We start from the raw sequence: 23,763 nt of genomic DNA on the forward strand, positions 1-23,763 counted from the left end.
ATGAACGCCGCCCAACCTCCCCGCACACCCCGCTTTATCCCCCGTGGCCTGCGCCCCACCGCCGAACAGCTGGAAATCCAGCTGGCCCAGCATAAGACCGTGCTGGTCGATGCCAATGCCGGCGCCGCCAAGACCACCACGCTGGCGCTGCGCATAGGCGAGGCACTGGCACGCAATCTGCCACCGGAACAGATACTGGCACTGACCTTTACCGTCGAAGCGCGCGAAGTGCTGGCCACGCGTCTGGGCCAGCTGGGCGTGGCGCCGGCACTGGTACAGCGCCTGCATCTGCTGACGTTCGAGGACTTCGCGCGCTGGCAGCTCGATGCCATCGATACTGACGGCGTACGCAACTGCGACGATGTGCGCCAGCTGAAGGACTATGCACTGCAAGCCATGGACCGCGTCGGCGAGCGCTATGCGGGCCAACTGGACCAGCTGGATCTGCAGACCCACAGCATAGCGCTGGCCCACTTCCTCGAAGTGCAGTGCCAGCTGAAAGCCAGCATGGCACTGCAGCGCGATCTCGAATTCATGGATCTCGACGAGATCGCCACCCTGCTGGACGTGCCCGTTACCGATTATCTGACCACGCTGGAATACGAAACCATCCGTCTCGATGGCGGTGCCGGCGCCGTGTTTCGGGGCCCGCTGGACGCCAGCTACGATCTGGCCTGCAATCTCGATGGCGGCGCCCGTCTGGGCGACAGCCTGCCCGACTACCGGCTGGTCCTGTGCGACGAGCTGCACGACCTCAATGAAGCAGCCTTCCGCATCCTCGAAACCCTGATCAGCCGCCCCACCTGCTTCTTCGTCGGCGCCGGCGACCGCGATCAGGTTATCTATGCCCGTCAGGGCGCACACGACAGCTATCTGCGCGAACGCTTCAGCCAGCGTTTTCCCCGTTTGCAGCGCCTGCCCCTGACCTACAGTTTCCGCCACGGCTCCCATCTGGCCCATGCCATGGCGCGCTTCAAACAGAAACCGGTGGAATCGGCACTGGCGCTGCATACAGAGATCCGTCAAGCCCATTACCGTGACAGCGATGATTGCGCCCAGCTGGTGGTGGCAGCGGTCAAACAGTGGCTGGACGAAGGTCATAATCCCGACCAGTGCGCCATCCTGCTGCGCGAACGGCATCAGTCGATCGCGCTGGAAAACGCCCTGATCGACGCCCACATCGCCTACCGCACGCCAGCCATGGCAGGCTATCTGCAACGCGACGAAATGCTGTTCCTGCGTGGCCTGCTGGCCATAGGCCTGAACGATTTCGCCGCCGTGCAGTCCCCCGCCCTGCGCGCTGCCGTGGTCGATGCCCTGGTGGCCTTCAGCGAAATGCAGTTCCCGCCCAGCCAGCTGGAACACTTCAAGAGCCAGATCGTGCGCGAGCCCAGCCTCTTGGGCGAACTGTATCTGCTGGAAGCACCGCAGCGCGATGGCATGCCCACCAGTTACCGCAATGTCGCCGCCAGCACCACCCGCCGCGCCGTGATCGATGCGCTGGCGTGGCTGTCCACGCAGGAGCGCACCCAGCCTGCGTTCGATGTGCTGCGCGAACTGTGCGAACGGGTGCAACTGGTACGTACGGCGCGCCGCATCTTTGTGCGCCCGTATGCGGCTGAAGTGGTGCAGCGTTCCGTCGACGCTCTGCTGCACATGGCGCAGCGTTCGGGTTTAAATCTGGGCGAATTCTGGCTGGCGCTGCATCAGCGCGAAACGGCCAGCCACCCGCGCCGCACCGCCAGAGCCGTGCTGATCGAATGCGCTGCTCAGGCCAAAGGCAAGGAATTCGGCCATGTGATCCTGCCCTATCTGCAGGCCGACGAATTCCCCCACCCGCAGCAGCCGCGCGCCGATGAAGAAAACCTGTTTTACGTGGCCGCCACCCGCACCCGCGAGCGCCTGACCCTGCTTTCGCCCAAGGCAGCGGAACTGCGCAGTAGTTTTATAGCAAAAATGCAACTATCCGACAGCGCCGTGACGGCCGATGCTGCACTGCTACGCCAGCCCGCTGCCGCTGCGCCGGCTGGCGGACGGATTTACCTCACCGCCAGCTTCCACGAGAAGGATCAGGTCAAGGCCCTGGGAGCCCAGTTCGACATGGCGCGGCGGGCCTGGTATGTGGAAAATGGGCGTGATCTGCGCCCTTTTGCCAGCTGGATAAAAAAATAATGCATAAAATCATGCACCGCGCCAATTTTTCTGAGGGAAACCCTTATATAATGCCGGATGCGGCTGGTGTAAGAGCCTCACACCCCATGCATGTCTAAGAAAACAGTAACCAAAATCAGGAGTATTTCCATGAAAGCACAACAAAAAATCTTGCTGGCTACCTGCGCGCTGGCTGTTCTGAGCGCTTGCAGCACCCCTGCACCTGTAGTGGCACCAGCACCTGCACCAGCTCCAGTAGCTGCTCCAGCACCTGCTCCAGCTCCAGCACCAGTAGCTGCTCCAGTACCAGTTTCCGTGCCAGCTTACCTGGATCCTAACAGCTCGATCTACAAAAACCGTAGCGTGTACTTCGACTTCGACAAGTACAACGTCAAGTCGGAATTCGAAGCTCTGGTTGCTGACCATGGCAAATTCCTGTCGGCCAACCCTAACGTCGCCATCAAAATCGAAGGTAACACCGACGAACGCGGCGGCGCCGAGTACAACCTGGCCCTGGGCCAGAAACGTGCACAAGCTGTTGTGACCGCACTGAAAGTGTACGGCGTTAAAGACGGCCAGATGGAAGCCATCAGCTACGGCAAAGAAAAACCAAAAGCAACCGGTAAAGACGAGGCTTCGTACTCGCAGAACCGTCGTGCTGACATCGTGTACCCAAGCAAGTAATTCTCACTGCTTAGCATGAGTCTGTAACGCCCGGCCAGTCTCTGGCCGGGCGTTTTGTTTTTGTGACGCCGGAAAAGGCAATAAATTATTGCCTAAGTGAAGAGGCGCACATTCAGCCGCAGCCGACCACGGCACAATCACACCATCCAGCCGCCCGTCCTGCTACCTGCCATGGTTCTCCCGCACTCCCCTCCTGCCACCCCGCCTGCCCCGCCTGCCCCCATGGCCGCGCATGTTTCGCCTATGCGCTACGCCCACTATGCGCTGCTGCGCCAGCAAAGAGCGGTACAGCGGGTGCTGCGGGCGGCTAACGGGGAAGAACGGGCCGCTGCTGTCCGCTGGGCGCGCGCATGGCAGCGGCTGGTACAGCAGCTACTAGCGACAGCCAGGGCCTCGCCACCGGCCATGGCCTTGGCCGGCCCGCCAGCACGGCCAACACGGCCAACACGGCCAACACGGCCAACACGGCCAGCATACCGCACAACGCCCGGTCACCAACTGCACTAGCACTGCCGGACTGTCTGCCGACGGGCGCAATAAAGTGGCGTCTAAAATTTAACAAATATCATGGTTTTCCGGATTGGGCTGTCGGCAATCAGCAGGCGCTGGTTATAATTGCTGCATGTTAATTAATGCACATCGCCGAACGCTGTACCTGTGGATTGCCTTACTGGCCATTCTGTTCGGTAATGTCGCCCCCACCGTCAGCCGCGTCATCAATCCGCTGGCGCAGTTTGCCGCCGGCAACATCTGTCTCACGGACAAAGATGGCGAGCGGCCCGCCGGCGATCCGGCCATGCAGGCCTGCGCCTACTGCCTGCCCCATGCCACCAGCGAGGCCACACTGCCGCTGGCCCCTTACAGTCTGGCCGTGATCAGCGGCCACGACCGCTACGACACGCCCGACCTTGCCCCGCCACACTTGCGCCAGTTCGCGCTGCGCAGCAATGCCCGCGCCCCACCCGTTCCTGCCTGATCCGCTGTAAGCATCAGTCCCCTACCGCAGCATAGCGTAGGACTGTCCACACACCCATCAGGAAGAATATGAATACCATCCGCACCCCTCTGGCGCTGGCGCTGCTGGCCGCCTTCAGTCAGCTCGTCATGACTCAACTCGCCATCGCGCAGGACGCACCGTTACGCCAGATCGGCACCGTCATCATCGAAGGCAGCCGCCCGACTTCGCTGCCGACCCAGATACCCACCACCTTCGAAGGCATCAGCCACGCCGACATCGAGCGCTGCATCAATGCCACCGATGCCGAAGATGCGCTGAAATACATGCCCAGCCTGCTGGTGCGCAAACGCTATATCGGCGACTACAATCATGCCGTGCTGTCCACCCGCGCATCCGGCACGGGCAACAGCGCCCGCTCCATGGTGTATGGTGACGGTATCCTGCTGTCCAACTATCTGGGCAATGGCGCCACTTTCGCGCCGCGCTGGGGCATGGTTTCGCCCGAACTGATCGAGCGGGTGGATGTGCTGTACGGTCCGTTTTCCGCGGCTTACGGCGGCAACTCGGTCGGTGCCGTGGTCGACTACGTGACGCGCATGCCTACCCAGCTGGAAGTGCATGCCAAACTGACGGCAACCCATCAGCCATTCAAGCTGTACAGCACAGACGGCGCCTATCAGGGCAAGCTGGGCAGCATTACCGTGGGCAACCGTGCCGGCAACTGGGCCTGGCTGGTCGATTTCAGCCATACCGATAGCGATGGCCAGCCGCTGACCTTCCCCAACAAGGCCATCAGCAATACAGTAGCCGGCAAGAACGCCAGCGTAGTGACGGGCGCCATTGCCAGCACCGACCGTGCCGGCAAGCCATGGCTGCTGCTGGGCACCGCCACCCAGTACCATACCCTGCAGGACCAGTTCAAAGCCAAACTGGCCTATGATTTCAGCCCCACCCTGCGCGCCAGCTACACCTTCGGCCTGTGGCATAACGACTCCAAAGGCCGGCCCGACAGCTATCTGCGCGACAGCAATGGCCAGCCCGTCTACAGCGGCAGTGTCAGCATCGATGGCCGTGCCTACACGCTGGCCAATACCGATTTCAATCTGTCCAACGAAGCGCTGCAGCACATCATGCACGGCCTGTCGCTGAAGTCGCACGGCAAAGGCGAATTCACCTGGGAACTGGCCGCCAGCCTGTATGACTACGACAAGGACCGCCTGCGTGCGCCTACCGCCATGGCCTATCCGGCCGCGCTGAATGGCGGCGCGGGCCGCATGGTCAGTCAGGATGGCACGGGCTGGAATACCCTCAATGCGCGCGGTACATGGCGCCCCGATCACTTCCACGTGGTGGACTTCGGCTACCAGCGCGAAGCCTACAAGCTGGCCAGCATCGAGAACGCGACCGCCGACTGGCTGAACGGCGCAGCCGGCGCGCGCAACTCCGCCTTCAGCGGCCAGACCGAAACCAATAGCCTGTATGCGCAGGATAGCTGGAAGTTCGCCAGCGGCTGGAAAACCGTGCTGGGTATGCGCTATGAACACTGGACGGCGCACGACGGCGCCACCTCCAACGCCAGCAAGACGGCCTACCACGGCGAACGCAGCGAAAACTATCTGTCGCCCAAATTCGCCCTGGCCTATCAGGCTACGCAGGACTGGGTGATCAAGGCTTCGCTGGGGCGCGCCGTGCGCATGCCCACCGTGTCCGAACTGTATCAGGGCGGCGTCAATGCAGCCGGCCAGCTGACCAATAATGATCCCACCCTGAAGGCCGAAAAATCCTACACGGGCGAGCTGACGGCCGACCGCAAGCTGGAAGATGGCTGGCTGCGCCTGACGGCGTTTGGCGAGCGCACCCGTGATTCGCTGTACTCGCAGATCAACGTGCTATCCGGCTCCAGCGTCAGCACCATCCAGAATGTGGACCGCATCCACACCAAAGGGCTGGAACTGTCCTACACGCAGGATAACGTCTGGCGTCAGGGCCTGAATCTGAACGGCAGCCTGACCTGGACCGATTCGCGCATCGTCAGCAACGACAAATTCCCGGCCAGCGTAGGCAAATGGCAGCCGCGTATTCCGGAATGGCGCGCCACCGGCGTGATCAGCTACGACTTCAGCGACAAGCTCTCCGTCAGCTATGCCGCGCGCTATAGCGGCCGGCAGTATTCGACCTTGGATAACAGCGATCCGAACGGCTATGCCTACATGGGTGCCAGCCAGTACTTCACCACCGACCTGCGTGCACGCTACCGCATCGACCAGCGCTGGAGTGCCGCCGTGGGCGTGGATAATCTGAACAACTACCAGTACTGGAACTTCCACCCTTACCCGCAGCGCACCTTCATTGCCGAACTGCGCTTCGATCTGTAAAACGCAAAAGGGCAGGTAGAACACCTGCCCTTTTGCCGCGATAGAGCGAACTAGGCGTGCCGTTCCAGCGACGGATCGGCATGCTGGCGGCGTATCGCATGGGCCGCATGGACCCAGGCGCGGAACTGCGGCTCGGGCACGGCGCGGCTGAATAAAAAGCCCTGATAGCGCATACAGCCCATCTCTTCCAGCTTATCGCGCTGGGCTTCGTACTCCACCCCTTCCGCAATCACATCGAGCTGCAGGCTGGCCGCCATGGCTATGATGGTCTGGACGATGGCCTGATCGCTGGAATCGCTGACCAGATCGCGCACGAAGGACTGGTCGATCTTCAGCTGGTTGAGCGGCAGCCGCTTCAGATACTGCAGCGAGGAGTAGCCGGTGCCGAAATCATCAAGCGAGAAGCGCACGCCCACATCGCGCAGACGGCGCATGCTGACGATGGTTTCTTCTACCATTTCCAGCAGCAGGCCTTCCGTCAGCTCCAGCTTCAGCCGGCACGGCAGAATGCCGTAGTGGGCTACCATGCGCAGCACCTCGTCGCAGAAGTCGGCCTGGCGGAACTGCGATGCGCTGACATTGATCGACAGGATCAGCGGCTCCATCTCGGGATCGGACTGCCACGCGCGCAGTTGCTTGCAGGCCGTCTCCAGCACCCAGTGGCCGATCGGCAGGATCAGCCCCGTCTCTTCAGCCAGTGCAATGAAATCTCCCGGCGGCACCAGACTACCATCCTCCAGCCGCCAGCGCAGCAAACCTTCGGCTGCACGCGCCATACCGCATTCGTCCACCTGCACCTGATAGTGCAGTTCGAACTGCTGGCGCTCGATGGCCTGACGCAGATCGCCTTCCAGCCGCGCGCGGGCGCTGATGCGTTCCTGCATCTGGCGATCAAAGAAGCGCATGCCGTTACGGCCGGCCTGTTTGGCCTGATACATGGCGATATCAGCCTGCATCAGCAGATCATCGGGCAGCGGCGATTCGCCGCAGTGGAACAGCGTGGCGCCGATACTGGGGGTGCTGCGGCAGCGGTGGGTACCCAGCAGATACGGCCGGTTCAGCGAGGCGAGGATTTTCGAACCCAGTGCCTCCGTCTCGCTGGCCGCCGCACGGGGATCGCTACTGAGCCCCTCCACCAGCACGACGAATTCGTCGCCGCCCAGCCGCGCTACTGTATCGCCTTTGCGCAGGCAGCACAGCAGCCGCTCGGCCACCTGCTGCAACAGCTGGTCGCCGACGTTATGGCCCATGGTGTCGTTGAGCGTCTTGAAGTTATCCAGATCGATGAACATCAGCGCGCCGTAGCGGTCATGGCGGGTGCTGCTGGCCACCACCTGACGCAAGCGGTCCAGCAGCAGGCGCCGGTTAGGTAGCTGGGTGAGCGGATCATAGAAGGCCAGACTGCGGATTTCATCATTGGCCGCCTTGCTCAGCGTGATATCCGTCAGCGCAGCCACGTAGTTGCTGATCTTGCCGTGCTGATCGCGCACCGCCGTGATGGTCAGATGTTCGGGATAGATTTCGCCATCCTTGCGGCGGTTCCAGATCTCGCCCTCCCAGCAGCCCTCGCGGGCTATCTGTTGCCACATATGCTGATAGAACTCGGCGCTATGGCGGCCGGAACTCAGTATGCTGGGCGTCTTGCCGACAATTTCGGCAGCGCTATAGCCGGTAATCTGGGTGAACGCCTGATTGACGTGCAGGATGTGTCCATCGGCATCGCTCACCATCATGCCCTGCGCCGCTTCGAAAGCGGTGGCAGCCACCCGCAGCGCAGCTTCGGCCTTGCGCTGCGAAGTGATATCACGGTGGATGGCCAGCGCCGCATTGCCATCGAGCGGCAGCACGGAAACGCTGAAGTGGGCGCCACCATCGGCGCTGCCGTACTCGGTATGGTAGGCCGGCAACTGCCCCGACAGCACGGCTTCGACGCCGGCGCGGTGTGCCTGTTCGGCCGGGTGACGTCCCGCATGCACGGCATTACGCCACGCTGCGTTTGCGTCCAGCATCACGCCGCCCCGGCCGAGCAATGCTATTTGTTCAGGTAATGCATCGAGTGTCGCTCCGGAGAAAACTTCACACAGTTCGTTCTCGGCTTTTGCAACAGTGGCCCGTGCTTGCGCCACGTTAGTCATGGAAATCCTTTTTGGTACTTGATATCAGTGAACGAAGAGTACCGATTTACGACAAAAAAATAATTGATGTAGATCAACCATAGCAAATCTTTTCATTTTTGATCTGCATCAAGGAAAACCCTGACCTGCTTCAATACCATCTCTTCATCGTACCAATAGTAGAAGAGCGACATGGCAAACTCCATCGAACAGAACAACTGCAGCGTCTGCAGCCAACGTACCCAGTGTGTCGGCGCCGCCGCCGGCAGCCAGACCACCAGCCACCGCATCCGCATCGAACGGCACACCAGCCTGTACGAAGCCGGCTCGGCCGTGGGGGATCAGATCTACCACATCCGCTCCGGCAGCTTCAAAGTCGTGCGCGGACCTTCGGCACCGGATGCCGAATCGCACGTGATCGGCTTTGCGCTGGCACCGGACTTTATCGGCCTCGATGCCCTCGACCAGCTCGAGTATTCGAATAGCGTAGTCGCGCTGGAAGACAGCGTGGTCTGCAGCATCAGCTGGAACCGTCATGCCTTCGAAGGCCGCCGCCGCCCCGTCATGCGGGCCCACCTGCATGCCCTGCTGGCGCGTGAAATGCGCCGCGAGCAGCGCGCCGCGCTGATGCTGCGCAATACACAAGCCGAACAGCGTATGGCCGATCTGCTGCTGACCCTGTCCGAGCGTCAGGCGACTTATGGTTACCAGCCGGAAGAATTCCGCCTGCCGATGTCGCGCTGCGATATCGCCAGCTATCTGGGCGTGACAGCCGAATGCGTCAGCCGCTTGCTGCTGCAGTTCAAACAGCGCGCCCTGTTCGAGCTGTGCCGGCGCGACGTCAAACTGCTGGACATGAGCGCCCTGCGCACCATGGCTTTCGGCCACGAGCCGCAGCCTGAACAAGCTATGCTGGCGGCAGCATGATGGACCTCGAACTGGCCCAATGTCAGCTGGGTACTCCGCTGGCCCTTGCGCGCGGCGAGCATCTGTTCCAGATGCATGACGCTGCAAATGGCGAGCTGTACTATGTGCGCAGCGGCCATATCAAGCTGTATCAGCAATGTCCGGACGGGGTCGAACGGATTATCGATTTCGTCCAGCCGGGTGACTGGCTGGGCGTCGATACCATAGGCGAGCCGGAACGCCACGCCTCGGCGCTGGCACTGACCGACTGCGAACTCGATCTGGTGCCCTACCGCCAGCTGGCCGAGCTGATGGACCGCGAACCGTATAGCTGCGATCTGTTCAGCGCCATGCTGAGCCGCGAAATCGAACGCCAGCAGATCGCTGCAGCCACCCTGCGCAGCGCCGGCGCCTGCCAGCGTATTGTGCTGTTCCTGCTCCAGCGGGCCGGCAAGGCGCCAGCCGATCCGGCCGAGGAAAACCACGCTGCACTGCCCATGTCGCGGCAGGAAATCAGCGACTATCTGGGACTAACGCCGGCCACGGTGAGCCGTACCCTGAGCCTGCTCAAGCGTAACGGCTGGATTTCGCTGGGCCAGCGCGGTTTTGTGGTGCAGTCGCGCCCGGCACTGGAACAGCTAGCCGCCGGTATGCCGCTGACGGAAGTGCCGGCCATGGCCTAAGTTGTAAGCTTTGCGCAGTTTCTCGTCGGCACGCCGGGGTTCTGGCATACTGTGGTTTTTAACCCGGCCCAGCCTATGGATCCCCGACGAGAACACGTCAAGCGCCTGCTGCAAGTGGATGCCCATCTGTCCGATATGGATGGGCAGCACAACACTGTTACGCAAATTATTGACATCTCGCGCCATGGGGTATCGTTTCTGAGCGATCACCCCATGCCGATCGGGGAAAATTATGTGCTGCATTTCAGCTTCCCTGCCTGCAGCATTGTCAACCATGTGGCACTCACCGTGCTGCATAGCGCCCATGTGGGCACCCATGGGCGCTATCGCAACGACGCCTATTTCCTCTCCATGCCGGCCGATTGCGCGCTCAAGATTGCCGACTATCTGACTTCGCCACCGGAAGAAGAGTAAGCCAGTGTTGCGCAAGTAAAGTATTGTAAATAACAATTATTCTTGTTTGGAGCAGCGTTATCATTGCTGCACTGACAGCCTGCTGCTGTGCTGTCGCAACCTAGCTCTAGTTAGCCCTCGCTCCATGCAAAAAATTCTACTGAGTGCCTGTCTGGCCAGCCCGCTGGCTGCACTGGCCCAATCCAGCGCCACGCCGGCGCCCGTGCCCGCCCGCCCTGTGGCCGGCAAAACTGCTGATACCCCGGCCGTGATCCAGTCTGTCAATGTGGCCGGCGAGCGCCCCACCAACCGCATCGACCGCCAAGTCTACGATGTGAAATCCGACATCAGTACCAGCAATAGCTCGGCAGCCGACGCGCTCAACAACGTGCCCTCGGTCGCCGTCGATCCGGACGGCACCGTCACCCTGCGCGGCAGCACCAATGTGCAGATACTGGTGGACGGCAAACCTTCGGCCATGCTGCAAGGCGAAAACCGTGGCGCCACGCTAAATGCCATGCAGGCCGACGATATCGAATCCGTGGAAGTCCTCAACAATCCCGGCGCCCAGTTCGGCAACGAAGGCGGCGGTGGCCCGATCCTGAATCTGGTGATGCGGCGCAACCGCAAGGCCGGTGGCTTTGCCAATCTGAATGCCAATGCCGGCGTGCAAGGCCGCTACAACAGCGCCTTCTCCGGCAGCTACAACGAAGGGCCATGGGGCATACAGGGCGGCGCGCATATCCGCCACGATGGCCGCAATTCCACCGCCGACGTCAGCCGCGAGCGGCTCGATAGCAATGGTAACTGGGTGCACAGCAGCCAGCAATCGAACAGCGCGGGCTTGAACGATATGTCGGGCGTGAACACCACCATCAACTACAACCTCAACGCCACCGACACGCTGGCCGCCAGTGCCAACTACAACGCCCGTAGCAATGACCAGCATGGCGTCGATCACTATCTCAACGGCGCGACTGCGCTCCAGCCGCTGACCGATTATGTGCGCACCACCCAGCGCACGGGCGAAGCGCGCAACTTCGGCTGGGGTAGCCGCTACGACCACAAGGGCGAACTGCCGAACGAGTTGCTGAAGCTCGATCTGCGCGTGTCGGCCTCGGAAAACGAGAGCGACAATCAGTACGCCAACACCTACGCCAGTGCTAACCTGCCCAACACCCGCGCTAGCCAGCACAGCAACAATAGCGTGCGCATCGTCGATTTCACGGGCGACTACGAGCGTCCGCTGTGGGGCGGCAGCGCCAAAGCCGGCTTCAAGGTCGCCAGCAATACCAGCGACGCGGAAACCGAATACACCGACATCAATCCCGCCACCTCGGTGGTGACGCTGAATCCGGCGCGCAGCAACCGCTACCAGCTGGAAGAAACTGTGACGGCGCTGTACGGCTCCTACCAGCTGCGCCTGAACGATGACTGGGGCCTGCAGGCCGGCCTGCGCGCCGAGCATACGGCACTGGACATCCACCAGTACACCAGCAATATCGAGGCGACGAATAACTACCTGAACTTCATGCCCAGCCTGTTCGCCACCTACCGGCTGAGCGAGGCATCCACCCTGCGCTTTGCCTATGCGCGGCGGATCCGCCGGCCTAACGCCAACGACCTCAACCCCTACGTGGTGTACCGCGACGAGTTCAATATTTCGTCCGGCAATCCGCTCCTCAAGCCAACCAAGACCGATTCCTTCGAAGTGGGCTATGAAACCCGGCTGTTCGGACTGGAAACCAATCTGCGCAGCTACTACCGGCGCGATACGGATGCCATCGTTGATTACCGCACGCTGCTGGCCAATAACGTACTGCTGACTACGCGCCGCAATGGCGAAGGCAGTCATTCCAGCGGACTGGAATTCACTGTCAGCGGCAAACTGACACCTGAGCTGACCCTCAATACCAGCGGCAACCTGATGCGCATGCAGCAGAGCTCGCTGGACGATCAGGGCCTGCTGAACACCCGCACGGCCAATTCGCTCAGTGGCCGCGTGCGGCTGAACTATGCCGCTAGCGCAGCGACGCAAGTGCAGATGGCCTTGCAGATGCAGGGCAAGATGCTGTCCGGTCAGGGCTACCGCTCGCCCAATTCCACCTTCAATATGAGTGTGCGGCAGATGCTGACGCCACGCCTGAGCATGCTGGCCACGGTGACCGATCTGTTCAACACCAACAAGATGGAAACCGTGGTCGATAGCGCCACGCTGCGTGAAACCAGCACGCGCCGCTTTGACGGGCGCGTGTTCTATCTGGGACTATCCTACCGCTTTGGCGGCCCGAATAAGGACGCCGAATCGCACGAGCCCCGTATGGGCCCGCCACCGGGTGGCCCCGGTGGCCCCGGCTTTGGCGGCCCGCCCCCGCAGGGCTAACTTTGAGGACGAACGCGGGCTTACTTGGGCTCAGTTGAGCTTACCTGAGCTAACTTGGGCTTACTTGACCACGGCGAGCTTGACGCGCTTGCCGTTACGGAAAGTGAAGATGGTCAGTACGCCATCTTTCACATCGCCCCGCTCATCGAAGGTGATATTGCCGGTCACACCTTTGTGGGTGCTCTTGGCCAGCACGGGCAGATACTTGGCCGGATCCGGCGATCCGGCTTTCTGCATGGCTTCCACCATCGTCATCAAAGCATCATAGGCATACGGCGCATAAGTCTGCACTTCGATGCCGAACTTCTTGCGATAAGCCACGCGGAAATCGGCCAGCCCTTTTTCCTGCGCTGGTTCCACGCCACCCGCTTCGGCACAGATCACCTGATCGTCGGCCAGTGCTTCGCCGGCCAGACGCGGCACACCGTCCGAACACATGCCGTCGCCGCCCATGAATCGCAATGGCATGCCCAGCTGCTTCATCTGGCGCAGCATGGGGCCGGACACGGCATCCATGCCGCCGAAGAAAATCATATCGGGCTTGCTGGCTTTCACCGCCGTCAGAATCGCATTGAAATCGGTGGCCTTGTCGGTGGTGAACTGGGTGTTCACGATACTGCTACCAGTGGCCGCGCCATGGCGCTTGACGTTCTTGATGAACTCATCGGCCAGCCCTTTACCATAGGCGGTCCGGTCATCGATCACGGCGATGCGCTGCGCCTTCATGTTCTGCATGGCATAGCGCGCCAGTGCGGCGCCTAGCTGCTCGTCGTTAGCGACGTTGCGGAAGGTGGTGTTGTAGCGCTGACGGGTATACTGGATCGCGCTAGCCGAAGGGGAAATCTGCGGAATGCCCGCATCGTGATAGATGCGCGAAGCGGGAATGGTGGTGCCGGACGTCTCATGCCCGATCACGCCCTGCACTTTGGCATCGACCAGCTTCTGTGCCACGGTGGTGCCCTGCTTGGGATCGGCGGCATCATCTTCCGCCTGCAGCACGATGCGGTACTTCTTGCCGCCAATGACGACGCCCTTGGCATTGAGTTCGTCCACGGCCATGCGTGCACCGTTTTCGTTATCCTTGCCCAGATGGGCGATACCGCCCGAAGTCGCTGCTACATGGCCGATCTTGATGATGTCTTCCGCTTGTGCGGTGGCCATGGCGGCGCAGCCCAGCGCGATAGCCTGGACCAGTTTTTTTGTTATTACTGACATAATGCCCTCATGAGTGAAGGCACAAGAATACCATCCGGCAGGCAATTTTGCAGAACTGCCGGAGGCCAACCCTAAGACTAGACAGCACCCGCCTGCAAAGCCCGCGCCAGCGCCGTATCGGCAGTGGCCAGATGGGCGTGGAACCACGGCAGCACCAGCTTTACCGCTTCCTTGCCGGCGGCAATATCCGTTTCATCGAGCTGGTGCAGACTGGCCAGCACACGCGCGTGCTGTTCGCGATGCTGCTTGATGGCCGGATAATTGATGGTTTCCATCAGCGCCTCTTCATGCCGGAAATCTTCTTCCAGACATTCGATCAGCTGCTGCAGCCCTTCCAGAAAATCAGCATCGGATGCGTCCATCAGCGCATCGATCTGTTCGGCCAGCGCCTGATGCGCCTCATCGAACAGCGGGATGCCCAATGCCATATCCGGCTTCCAACCACGTTCTTCCATGTTACATTCCTCCTCGCACGGCACTATGCCCGCAAGCTTCTGTACATTCTATGACGCAGATCAAAATCCCCACGGATTAACCGGGTTTTCCATCAAGACGCGGTGTCGTCAGGTACGGTAGATACACCACCACATAGCTGGCAAAGCCCAGCGTCCAGCACGATGCTGCCAGCAGCATCACCAGCCCCTGTTCGGTTTCCCAGCCCAGTGCCGTGGCCACGCGCAGGAAGGCGCTCGCCTGTATCAGCACGAAGATCAGCGTCTCGGCCCGCCCTGCCACCAGCGGCCGTCCCGTATGGCCCAGCGTGGTACGCGTCATCATGCCCAGTATCAGGCCCGCCATCGAACCTACCGTCAGCGCATGGAAGCCGGTACTGGCACTGACCAGTTGCCAGCGTGCCAGTGCCAGCAGCACCAGTCCGGCGGCTATCCATGCGTAGGACAGATGCATGATCCACAGTAGCGGACGGGTCAGCGTCGCCATCGCATCCCAGCGCCACAGGCGCAGCAGGATCAGCGCAGCGGCCAGCAGTGCCAGCGGGCCGAACAGCCATGCCGGGAAAGACAACAGCCAGCCGCAGGCCGACAGCACCAGCAGCCCCAGCGAAACTTTATCCAGCCGCGGCTGCACCAGCGGTGCCGAACCGGGCGCGCCGTTACGGGTGAACATGGGAATGATGCGGGTGCCGATGGCGGCCTCGATCACCACGATCAGGAAGATGGCAGCATGGATGGGCGCGGCCGCAGGCAGCCCCTGCCAGCCCAGCGCGATGGCATGGAATACGCCATTGCTGATGGCCAGCAGACCCAGTATGCCGACGAGGAAATAATTGCGCCGGTTATTCGCCTTGCGCATCACTTGCAGCAGCGGCCACGCCGCGGTCGGTATGAAGGGCCAGTCCAGCGCAGCAGCCAGTGCGGGCGGTGCCAGCAGCATGCCCAGCCGTCCGGCCAGCCACAGCGCCACCAGCGCAGCCAGATGGCCACGCACGGGAGTCCAGAAGCCCGTCCAGTTATATGCCGCCGTGTAGAGGAAACCGACCACCACGGCCAGTCCCATGCCATACACCATCTCGTGCATATGCCAGGCAAAGCCGACGTGCAGGCGCAAGCTGGCCAGTTGGGGTATCCAGCCGTAGTACTGCGCCATCCACAGGGGAATGGCCAGCGCGGCAAAAAAAGCAGCGCACAGATAGAAGGGGCGGAAGCCGAGGCGCCAGACCGGATGGCCGGTGTGACGTGCGGCAGGTGGTTCGTCGATGGAGAGCAGACTCATAATGATCAAGTTTTCAGTTTCGGATACGGCTGGCATTGTCGGACTTAATCCGCCAAAACGGTAGCGGGCGCCCCAAGTTCGATAATCCAGATCAAGAAATCACGATTCTTCCCCGTTTTACGGCGCCAGCACGTAGCCAGCACGGCCGCTTTCGCTTAGGCTAATGCCGCAATCAAAAACTTTATGACACAGAAGGACGAATCATGCAAAACACGGTAATCAATATCGATCAGATGGAAGACGAAGGCAGTGCCGATACCATTACGCAAATTCTGCTCAAACTGAGCGGCGTAGAAGAAGTCCGCGTATCCCTGCGCGACTGCCTCGCCAGCGTCCAGTTCGATGAAAACCGCACCTCGCCGCTGCGCATGACGGCCAGCCTGGAAGCTGCCGGCTACCCCAGCTATGTATCGGCTGGCGCTGCCGCTCCGCAAAACCCACGCGCTGGCGGTTGCTGCGGCGGCTGCTGCGGCGGCTAAACGAGCCCCGCACGCAGGCGCACTGGCCGCCTGCCATCTTCCCGACGGGGCGCCAAGGCGCTCCGTTGTTATTTCTAGCCTCGCATCAGACGAGCTCAGCCGCCGCTCTGGCGGCGATGCTCGACAGCGTACACGGCGGCCTGCACCCGGCTGCTGAGTTTGAGTTTCTTCAGCACGTTCTGTACATGGATCTTGACGGTGGATTCGGCCAGCTCCAGCGTGCGTGCGATGCTCTTGTTGCTGCCGCCACGGGCCAGACAATCGAGGATTTCGCGCTCGCGCGGGGTCAGCTTGTCCAGCTCGGAAGCGGCGGCCGGTGCAGCACCGCCTTGCAGCTGGGCTACCAGCTTGGCCGTCATGGCTTCCGCCACCACGGTTTCACCGGCGGCGGCGCGGCGGATCGCACGGGTCAGATATTCGGTATCGATATTCTTCAGCAGATAACCGCTGGCACCGGCACGCAGGGCCGTGCTCAGGTCTTCCGCATCTTCCGACACGGTCAGCATCACCACCGCGCTATCGGGACAGTCCTGCAGCAGCAGCTGCAGCGTTTCCAGCCCCGACATGCCGGGCATATTCAGATCCAGTAGTATCACCTGCGGTTTCAGCTGCTGCGCCCGCTTGATGCCTTCCACACCATCGGCCGCCTCGCCCACTACGGCAAAGTCGGCATGGCGCTGCAGCAGCGAACGTATGCCACTGCGGAACAGGGTGTGATCATCGACCAGTAGCACGCTGATGGGGGTGTCCGGTGTATCCATGCAAAAACCTCTCTCGTTAAATCTCGTCTAAGACGCCAGCCATCAGGCCGCACGCCGCTGCGCTCTGGCCAGATGCAGCGTGACCTGGGTGCCCTGCCCCGGCTGCGACTGCACGTTCAGGTCAGCCGCTATACGGGCCGCCCGCTCGCGCATGATGTGTATGCCCACATGGGAATCGCCCAGCGTTTCCAGTGCGGCCGGCTCGAAGCCGTGGCCGTTGTCACGGATGCTGAGCACGAAGTCGTCGTGGTCTTCCAGCCGCACCCAGACCCGGCTGGCGCCCGCATGCTTGCGCACGTTGGACAGCGCTTCCTGCACGATGAACAGCAATTGCAGTTGCTGTTCGCTGGGGAATGGCGGGCCTTCAGTTTCCGCCACGATATCGACCACGATGCCGCTCTGGCGCCGGAATTTATCTACCACCGCTTCCAGCGAGCTCAACAGATTACCTTCCTGCAGACGGGTGCGGAAATTGTGCAGCAGCTCGCGCACATCCTGATAACTCTCGTCCACCCCCGCGCGCAGTGCGGGGACGATGCTTTCCACTTCTTCCCAGTGGCGTTGCTGCATAGACTGTTCCAGCATCTGCACTTGCAGATTCAGGAAGTTCAAGCCCTGCGCAATACTGTCATGCAGGCCCTGCGCCACCAGATTGCGTTCTTCCGACACGGCCAGCTGGCGCGAGCGGCCTTCCAGCCGCTGGTTTTCGATCGCCGTGCCGAGTAGCTGGCCCAGCGTTTCCAGCAAGGCTGTCTGGGCCGGACTGAACACGGTGGCTTTGCGGAAGTGCAGATTGAAAAAGCCCAGATGCTGCTGCTGGGCGTACAGGTGGAAGATGGAGACGGTGGCAAAGCCTTCCTTGTGGCATTCCAGCTGGTGCCCGCCATCCATCTTGCGCAGATCGTGGATCACTGCCACTTTCTTGACTACGGCATCGCCGCACAGACAGTCGCCCACTTTCAGGCAACGCTCGGTTTCCACCAGCCGCTCGGAAATACCCTGCGAAACCAGCATGTGCAGATTGCCCTGTATCGGGTCGAGGATGCGCACAGTGCCGCCATCGGCACCGAAATACCCGCTGATCCGCTGCAGGAAGCCACGGCACATGGCTTCGGCCGGCTGCGGCTGCTGCAGGAAGGCGGCACTGTCATACAGCAGTGCCAGTTCGCGGTTCTGCTGTTCCAGCGCCTGCGTCTTTATGCTGACCATCTGCTCCAGATTGCCATACACCAGTTGCAGGCGGTCGGCCATCTGGTTAAAGCCGCTGGCCAGCATGCCGAATTCGTCCTTGCGGTCGACCGGCAGACGCACGCCGAAATCCTTCTCGCGCATGCGTTCCAGACCGCCCTGCAGGCGGGTCACGGGGGCCACAATCATATCGAACAGCAGGTAGATGATGCTGACCGTGCCCACCAGTGCCAGCCCCAGCAGTGTCAGCTGGGAAGCGCGCAGCCAGAAGGTACGGTTTTCGCTGTCGCGTTCGATCCGCTGCACCAGCTCGTCCACCCGCGCCACAAAGCGCTCGCTGCGCTGCTGCAAGGCACGCATGCTGGCAGGCGTCGAAGCGGGCTGGCCCAGCCATTCATGGGCTTGCGGTGCCAGTTCCGTGCGCCACTGCTGCAACACGCCATTAAACATATCACGGATCGAGGCGGTAGGCGGCAGGAACAGCGGCCGCTGGGGATCACCACGCTGCAGCAGATGCAGTTTCTCTTCCATGCTCTGCAGTTGAAACAGCAAGTGGTCGCGCGTACGGGGATCGGCGCCCACATCATCGACCTGACCGGCCAGCATGGCCATCCGGTAGCTATCCATGCGCAAGCTACCTGCCACGTTGATGGCCGCAGCGCTGCCTTCCAGCTGCCATGACAGCAGCAGCGTCGAGCCTATCACCAGCAGGGCGACGGCGAGAAAACTCAGCAGCAGGCCGACGATACGGGTCGACAGCTTGTGCCAGTTGGCGAACAGAGTGGGCAGCACCATCAGCTGGCCTGTCCGGATAGAATTGGTGAATAGCGCATGGCGACTCCGGTGATGCAATACGTCATTCAGTATACACGGTGAGGCATTTTTTCTAGCCGCCCGTCTGCGACATGAAACGGATAATTTTCTCCGGCTGGCGACCGAAGTCATGCTGCTCCGGTTTCAGCTCGATGGCAGCACGGATCGCCGCTTCCAGCTCGGCATCGCTGGCACCGCCGCGCAGCAGCGGGCGCAGCGGATACTGCTGCTCCTGTCCCAGACACAGGTAGAGCGTGCCATCAACCGACAGCCGCACCCGGTTGCAGGTGGCGCAGAAGTGCTGCGACATGGGAGTGATATAGCCGATCGCCGCACTGCCATCGGCGGTACTCCAGTAGCGCGCCGGCCCGCCGCCGATTTCCAGCGCCTGCGGACGCAGGTCGAAGCGGCGCGCCAGCCGCTCCTGCACGGGGCCCAGATTCAGATAGGCCGTGTTGCGCCCTGTCTCGCCCATGGGCATTACTTCGATCAGGCGCAGTACGAAATGCTGCTCGATGCAGAAGGCCGCCACAGCATCGATCTCGGCATCGTTGACACCACGCATGGCCACCATATTGATTTTGATGGGCGCCAGCCCGGCCGCCTTGGCCGCCTGCAAGCCGGCCAGCACGGAGGGCAGACAGTCGCGCCCCGTAATGCCTTTCATGCATTCGCGGTCCAGCGTATCGAGGCTGACATTTACGCGGCTGACGCCGGCAGCTACCAGCTCATCGGCATAGCGGGCCAGCCGCGTGCCATTGGTAGACAGCGACAGATCGCGCAGACCGGGCAAGACCGACAGCCGGCCCGCCAGTTGCGTCACGCCGCGCCGCGTCAGCGGTTCACCACCCGTCAGGCGCACGCGCGAGGTGCCGAGGCGGGCGAAAGCAGCCACCACCCGCTCGATCTCGTCAAAACTGAGCCAGTCCGGCGGGTCTTCATAACCTTTGAAGTCGCTCGGCATGCAGTAAGTACAGCGCAGATCGCAGCGGTCGGTGACGGACACGCGCAGATAATCGATGCTGCGGCCGAAGCGGTCGCTCAGGCGCGGGGGCTGCAGGCCAGTGCCTGCGGCGGCGGGGAAAAGTTCGCCTGACATCGGCGCACTCCTGTCTGATTGGGATGCTTCATTTTAACGTCGCAGGCGCGCGCTGAAACTGCCCATGATGACGTAGCCGGCCTAGTCCTTTCAGACTAGGCCGGCCACGGTTTACTACAACAGCGACGGGAGATCGTTACTTGAAATTACTGTACCAGCGGCGATTGGGCCCCTTCCAGCGTAATGCCTTCGATACCGGCACGGCCAACCAGAATATGCAGATACTGGTGCAGCGCGCGCTGCCACGCTTGCCGCTGCAGTTCGTCGCCAATCTGGGCCCGCACGGTGGCAAACGGAATCACCGCGCCAGCCACGCGCCGCTTCACCTGCACAATGTGCAGACCGAAGCGGGTTTCCAATAGCCGGCCGGCCAGTTCACCTTCCTGCAGTCGGAACAGCAGTTCCTCAAACTCGGGCACACAGGCACCCCGCCCCAACTGGCCCAGATTGCCGCCGATGGCGCCGGACGGACAATTGGAATACTGTCCGGCCAGTTCCTCGAAACGCTCGGGCCTTACTTGCAGCTCGGCCAGTATCAGCTCAGCAGTCTGGCGCAGCATGTCGAGCGGTGCCGAAGGCGTGACCTGAAACAGGATGTGGCGTGCTTCCACCAGATCACCGCTGCGGAAACGCTCCGGCTGGCTCATGTAGTAGCGCAAGCAGGCGTCCTCATCGGCCAGCGGCACTTTGACTTCCTGTGCAAACAGGGCTTCGATGCGGTCATCCTCATCGTCCGCCGTGATGCCCAGCGCCGCCGCTTCCTGCAGCAGCACGCGGCGCAATATCACTTCATGCACGGCCGACTGCACAGGATTGCTAGCTTGCTGGTGGTGCACCAGTTCCGCTTCGATCTCGCGATCGTCAACATCCACACCATTGACTGAGATACCCATGATGACTCCTTAGCGTGGACGTACCAGCTGATAGGCGCGGCCCAGATAGGTCACGGCACCGAAACCGCTCCACACGTGCACCAGACGGGTGAACGGGAAGATCACGAATAGCGACATGCCCATGAACAGGTGCAGCTTGAAGATCAGCGGCGCAGTCAGGATCAGGTCGGCAGCATCGCCACGGAAGGTCACCACGTGCTGGGCCCAGCCCATCAGCAGAACCATCATGTGGCCGTCCATGTGACCGGCCGAGACGAAGATCGACGACAGACCCAGCAACAGCGTTGCCAGCAGCCACAGCAGAACCAGCTTGTCTTTCCACGTGCTACGGGCAGCCACACGCTCGTTGCTCAGGCGACGGCCCAGCAACATCAGCAGGCCGATCAGGCACAGCGAGCCCATGGTGCCACCGGCCACCATTGCCACCAGCTGCTTGGTGCCGTGTTCCACGCCCAGCGCATCCCACACCCAGACGGGCGTGAGCAGACCGGCAGCGTGGCCGAAGAACAGGCCCAGCACGCCGATGTGGAACAGCGGGCTGCCCAGCCGCAGCATGCCCGTGTGGAACACCTGACTCGATTCCGACTTCCACGTGTACTGCTCGCGGTCGAAGCGGATCAGACTACCGAGCAGGAAGATCGCCAGCGCGATATACGGATAGATACCGAATAAAAATTGATGCAGATAGTTCATGGCACTCTCCTTCAGTGACGCTGCGGCGCTGCCGCCTTGGGATAGAAATTGACGGGATGCGTACCGTCCATGCGCGGTTTCAGCAGGGGCTCGATACCGTCGGCACCGGGGCCGAAAGTTTCCAGTGCTTCGTCCATGTCGCGCACCGGCGGTTCGCTCAGCTCTTCCGCCACCACATTGGTCAGCGTCTGCAGCAGTTCGAACACACAGGCGTACGGGCTGCCATTGGCGCGCAGCTTGCGGCCGATGTAGGCCAGCACGTGGATCGCGTCGCCCAGCAGGCGCTCGGCTTCCGCTTCATCCTGCAGCGACAGGAATTCGAGGAACAGCGGCACGTAGTCGGGCAGATCGTCACCCACCATCTGCAGGCCATGACGGCTGTATTCAGCCAGCAGGTCCACCATGGCCTGACCGCGGTCACGCGATTCGCCATGAATATGCTCGAACAGGTGCAGCGAATGCGACGGGTTGCGGTCGAACGTCATCACATACTGCTGCTGCAGGTCGATCAGTGCCGTCTCGCCCAGATGGGTGAACAGCGGCGCCAGCGCGCCCTGCCAGTTACGCGGAATCAGTGCTTGCAGCGCCTCGCGCTCCTGCAACAGTTCCGCTTCCGGATACTGCAGCAGGATGGAGAGCAGCTGGAAGCCTTGCGTGGAGGCTTGAGCTTCAGACATCGAGGTTCTCCTTTTTCTTACGCGATTTCGGCATCATCATGAAGATTTCCGAGCCATGCTTGCGTTTGCCGAACAGGCTGGCATCGCTGACACCATCCGAGCAACCGTTGCCGAAGCTGAAGCCGCAGCTACCCTTCTCGTTGAAGCTGTCCTCGGCCATTTCCTTGTGGCTGCTTGGAATCACGAAACGGTCTTCGTAGTTCGCAATCGCCATGATGTGGTACATATCTTCCACCATGGCTGGCTCCAGACCCACCTGTTTCAGCACCTCCAGATCCGGCGTCGGCGCTACATGCTTGCTGCGCATATAGGCACGCATGGCCAGCATGCGGTCGAGTGCCGTCAGCACAGGGCGCTGGTCGCCTGCCGTCAGCAGGTTGGCCAGATACTGCACGGGAATACGCAGGCTGGCGGTATCCGGCAGAATGCCGTTCTTGCCCAGACGGCCAGATTCGGCCGCAGCCTGAATCGGCGACAGTGGCGGGATATACCACACCATCGGCAGCGTACGGTATTCAGGGTGCAGCGGGAAGGCTACTTTCCACTCCACTGCCATCTTGTACACAGGCGAACGCTTGGCCGATTCCAGCCACGAATCAGGAATGCCCTGACGGCGCGCTTCGGCGATCACTTCCGGATCGTGCGGGTTGAGGAACAGACCCAGTTGCGACGGATACAGGTCGCGCGGATCGGCCACGGAAGCCGCTGCTTCGATCTTGTCGGCGTCGTACAGCAGCACGCCGAGGTAGCGGATACGGCCCACGCAGGTTTCCGAGCACACGGTAGGCTGGCCCGCTTCGATACGCGGGTAGCAGAACGTGCACTTCTCGGCCTTGCCGGACGACCAGTTGTAATAGATCTTCTTGTACGGGCAGCCGGAGATGCACATACGCCAGCCGCGGCACTTGTCCTGATCGATCAGCACGATGCCGTCGTCTTCGCGCTTGTACACGGAACCGGACGGGCAAGAAGCCACGCAGGTCGGGTTCAGGCAGTGCTCGCACAGACGTGGCAAGTACATCATGAAGGTGTTTTCGAAAGTACCGTACATCTCCTTCTGCATGCCTTCGAACAGCGCATCCTGGCTACGCTGGGCGAATTCGCCCCCCAGATCGTCTTCCCAGTTCGGGCCCCATTCGATCTTGTCCATCTTCTTGCCGGTAATGACGGAGATAGGACGGGCAGTCGGTGGGGTTTCCGACAGCGGCGCATTCTGCAGGCGTTCGTAGTCGTAGGTGAACGGCTCGTAGTACTCGTCGATCTGTGGCAGGTTCGGATTGGCGAAGATCTGCGACAGAATCTTCAGGCGGCTACCCTGACGCGGCTCGATCTTGCCCGCGTCGGTACGGCGCCAGCCGCCATTCCACTTGTTCTGGTTTTCCCACTGTTTAGGATAACCCACGCCCGGTTTGGTTTCGACGTTGTTAAACCATGCATATTCCACACCGTCACGGCTGGTCCACACGTTTTTGCAGGTTACTGAACAGGTATGGCATCCAATGCACTTGTCCAGATTCAGCACCATGCCGATTTGTGCTCTGATTTTCATGTATCGCTCCGTCTCTTT

The 23,763-nt window shown here is 61.3% G+C and carries 20 protein-coding genes; 9 read left to right on the forward strand and 11 right to left on the reverse strand.

The window, feature by feature from the left end; all coding sequences use genetic code 11:
* From ABNT42_RS15095 to ABNT42_RS15110, 4 genes are all read left to right on the forward strand, one after another.
* Positions 1-2,172 carry an ATP-dependent helicase gene (locus tag ABNT42_RS15095; protein WP_348698294.1) on the forward strand — a complete coding sequence of 724 codons (2,172 nt, stop codon included), beginning with the start codon at positions 1-3 and terminating at the stop codon, positions 2,170-2,172.
* A gap of 129 nt (positions 2,173-2,301) precedes the next feature.
* Entirely contained in the window at positions 2,302-2,835 is a 534-nt protein-coding gene (gene pal / locus ABNT42_RS15100) for a peptidoglycan-associated lipoprotein Pal (protein ID WP_348698296.1), read from the forward strand.
* A 622-nt stretch (positions 2,836-3,457) separates the two neighbouring features.
* Positions 3,458-3,811 (forward strand): DUF2946 family protein, encoded by a 354-nt coding sequence (locus ABNT42_RS15105; protein ID WP_348698299.1) that lies wholly within the window; start codon positions 3,458-3,460, stop codon positions 3,809-3,811.
* A 68-nt stretch (positions 3,812-3,879) separates the two neighbouring features.
* Positions 3,880-6,168, forward strand: a complete 2,289-nt coding sequence (locus tag ABNT42_RS15110) for a TonB-dependent receptor (RefSeq protein ID WP_348698301.1) — start codon at positions 3,880-3,882, stop codon at positions 6,166-6,168.
* Between the two features lie 50 nt (positions 6,169-6,218).
* Here the strand turns inward: ABNT42_RS15110 and ABNT42_RS15115 are convergent, their stop codons facing one another.
* The gene (locus ABNT42_RS15115; protein WP_348698303.1) at positions 6,219-8,177 is read right to left on the reverse strand and encodes an EAL domain-containing protein; all 1,959 of its coding nucleotides are present in this window, start codon (positions 8,175-8,177) and stop codon (positions 6,219-6,221) included.
* A gap of 297 nt (positions 8,178-8,474) precedes the next feature.
* On the opposite strand from ABNT42_RS15115, the gene ABNT42_RS15120 reads away from it, so the two are divergent.
* The 4 genes from ABNT42_RS15120 (at position 8,475) to ABNT42_RS15135 (ending at position 12,647) form a co-directional block, all read left to right on the forward strand.
* Positions 8,475-9,209 carry a helix-turn-helix domain-containing protein gene (locus ABNT42_RS15120; protein WP_348698305.1) on the forward strand — a complete coding sequence of 245 codons (735 nt, stop codon included), beginning with the start codon at positions 8,475-8,477 and terminating at the stop codon, positions 9,207-9,209.
* Positions 9,206-9,871, forward strand: coding sequence for a Crp/Fnr family transcriptional regulator (locus ABNT42_RS15125; protein WP_348698306.1), 666 nt, complete (start codon positions 9,206-9,208; stop codon positions 9,869-9,871). The genes ABNT42_RS15120 and ABNT42_RS15125 overlap by 4 nt, the downstream gene beginning before the upstream one ends.
* Positions 9,872-9,946: 75 nt before the next feature.
* Entirely contained in the window at positions 9,947-10,285 is a 339-nt protein-coding gene (locus tag ABNT42_RS15130) for a PilZ domain-containing protein (RefSeq protein ID WP_348698308.1), read from the forward strand.
* Between the two features lie 124 nt (positions 10,286-10,409).
* On the forward strand, positions 10,410-12,647 hold the full coding sequence (locus tag ABNT42_RS15135) for an outer membrane beta-barrel family protein (RefSeq protein ID WP_348698310.1): 2,238 nt from the start codon (positions 10,410-10,412) through the stop codon (positions 12,645-12,647).
* Between the two features lie 60 nt (positions 12,648-12,707).
* On the opposite strand, the gene ABNT42_RS15140 is transcribed toward ABNT42_RS15135, so the two are convergent.
* From ABNT42_RS15140 to ABNT42_RS15150, 3 genes are all read right to left on the reverse strand, one after another.
* On the reverse strand, positions 12,708-13,808 hold the full coding sequence (locus tag ABNT42_RS15140) for a branched-chain amino acid ABC transporter substrate-binding protein (RefSeq protein ID WP_348698862.1): 1,101 nt from the start codon (positions 13,806-13,808) through the stop codon (positions 12,708-12,710).
* 131 nt (positions 13,809-13,939) lie between these two features.
* Positions 13,940-14,317 (reverse strand): hemerythrin family protein, encoded by a 378-nt coding sequence (locus ABNT42_RS15145; RefSeq protein ID WP_348698312.1) that lies wholly within the window; start codon positions 14,315-14,317, stop codon positions 13,940-13,942.
* A 76-nt stretch (positions 14,318-14,393) separates the two neighbouring features.
* Entirely contained in the window at positions 14,394-15,593 is a 1,200-nt protein-coding gene (locus ABNT42_RS15150; protein ID WP_348698314.1) for an NnrS family protein, read from the reverse strand.
* 203 nt (positions 15,594-15,796) lie between these two features.
* Between ABNT42_RS15150 and ABNT42_RS15155 the strand changes: the two genes are divergently transcribed.
* On the forward strand, positions 15,797-16,072 hold the full coding sequence (locus ABNT42_RS15155) for a heavy-metal-associated domain-containing protein (RefSeq protein WP_348698316.1): 276 nt from the start codon (positions 15,797-15,799) through the stop codon (positions 16,070-16,072).
* A gap of 95 nt (positions 16,073-16,167) precedes the next feature.
* Here the strand turns inward: ABNT42_RS15155 and ABNT42_RS15160 are convergent, their stop codons facing one another.
* From ABNT42_RS15160 to narH, 7 genes are all read right to left on the reverse strand, one after another.
* Positions 16,168-16,833: a response regulator gene (locus ABNT42_RS15160; RefSeq protein WP_348698319.1), complete on the reverse strand. Its 666-nt coding sequence runs from the start codon at positions 16,831-16,833 to the stop codon at positions 16,168-16,170.
* Between the two features lie 42 nt (positions 16,834-16,875).
* The gene (locus tag ABNT42_RS15165; RefSeq protein WP_348698320.1) at positions 16,876-18,816 is read right to left on the reverse strand and encodes a type IV pili methyl-accepting chemotaxis transducer N-terminal domain-containing protein; all 1,941 of its coding nucleotides are present in this window, start codon (positions 18,814-18,816) and stop codon (positions 16,876-16,878) included.
* A 91-nt stretch (positions 18,817-18,907) separates the two neighbouring features.
* Positions 18,908-19,933, reverse strand: a complete 1,026-nt coding sequence (moaA, locus tag ABNT42_RS15170; RefSeq protein WP_348698321.1) for a GTP 3',8-cyclase MoaA — start codon at positions 19,931-19,933, stop codon at positions 18,908-18,910.
* 146 nt (positions 19,934-20,079) lie between these two features.
* Positions 20,080-20,826: a peptidylprolyl isomerase gene (locus ABNT42_RS15175; RefSeq protein ID WP_348698323.1), complete on the reverse strand. Its 747-nt coding sequence runs from the start codon at positions 20,824-20,826 to the stop codon at positions 20,080-20,082.
* 9 nt (positions 20,827-20,835) lie between these two features.
* Positions 20,836-21,519: a respiratory nitrate reductase subunit gamma gene (narI, locus tag ABNT42_RS15180; RefSeq protein ID WP_348698325.1), complete on the reverse strand. Its 684-nt coding sequence runs from the start codon at positions 21,517-21,519 to the stop codon at positions 20,836-20,838.
* 11 nt (positions 21,520-21,530) lie between these two features.
* A complete protein-coding gene (gene narJ / locus ABNT42_RS15185) occupies positions 21,531-22,196 on the reverse strand; it encodes a nitrate reductase molybdenum cofactor assembly chaperone (RefSeq protein WP_348698326.1) in 666 nt (221 codons plus the stop codon).
* Entirely contained in the window at positions 22,189-23,745 is a 1,557-nt protein-coding gene (gene narH / locus ABNT42_RS15190; RefSeq protein ID WP_348698328.1) for a nitrate reductase subunit beta, read from the reverse strand. The genes narJ and narH overlap by 8 nt, the downstream gene beginning before the upstream one ends.
* Between the last annotated feature and the right edge of the window lie 18 nt (positions 23,746-23,763).

This window comes from Duganella fentianensis (assembly GCF_964031615.1).
GTDB lineage: Bacteria > Pseudomonadota > Gammaproteobacteria > Burkholderiales > Burkholderiaceae_D > Rugamonas > Rugamonas fentianensis_A.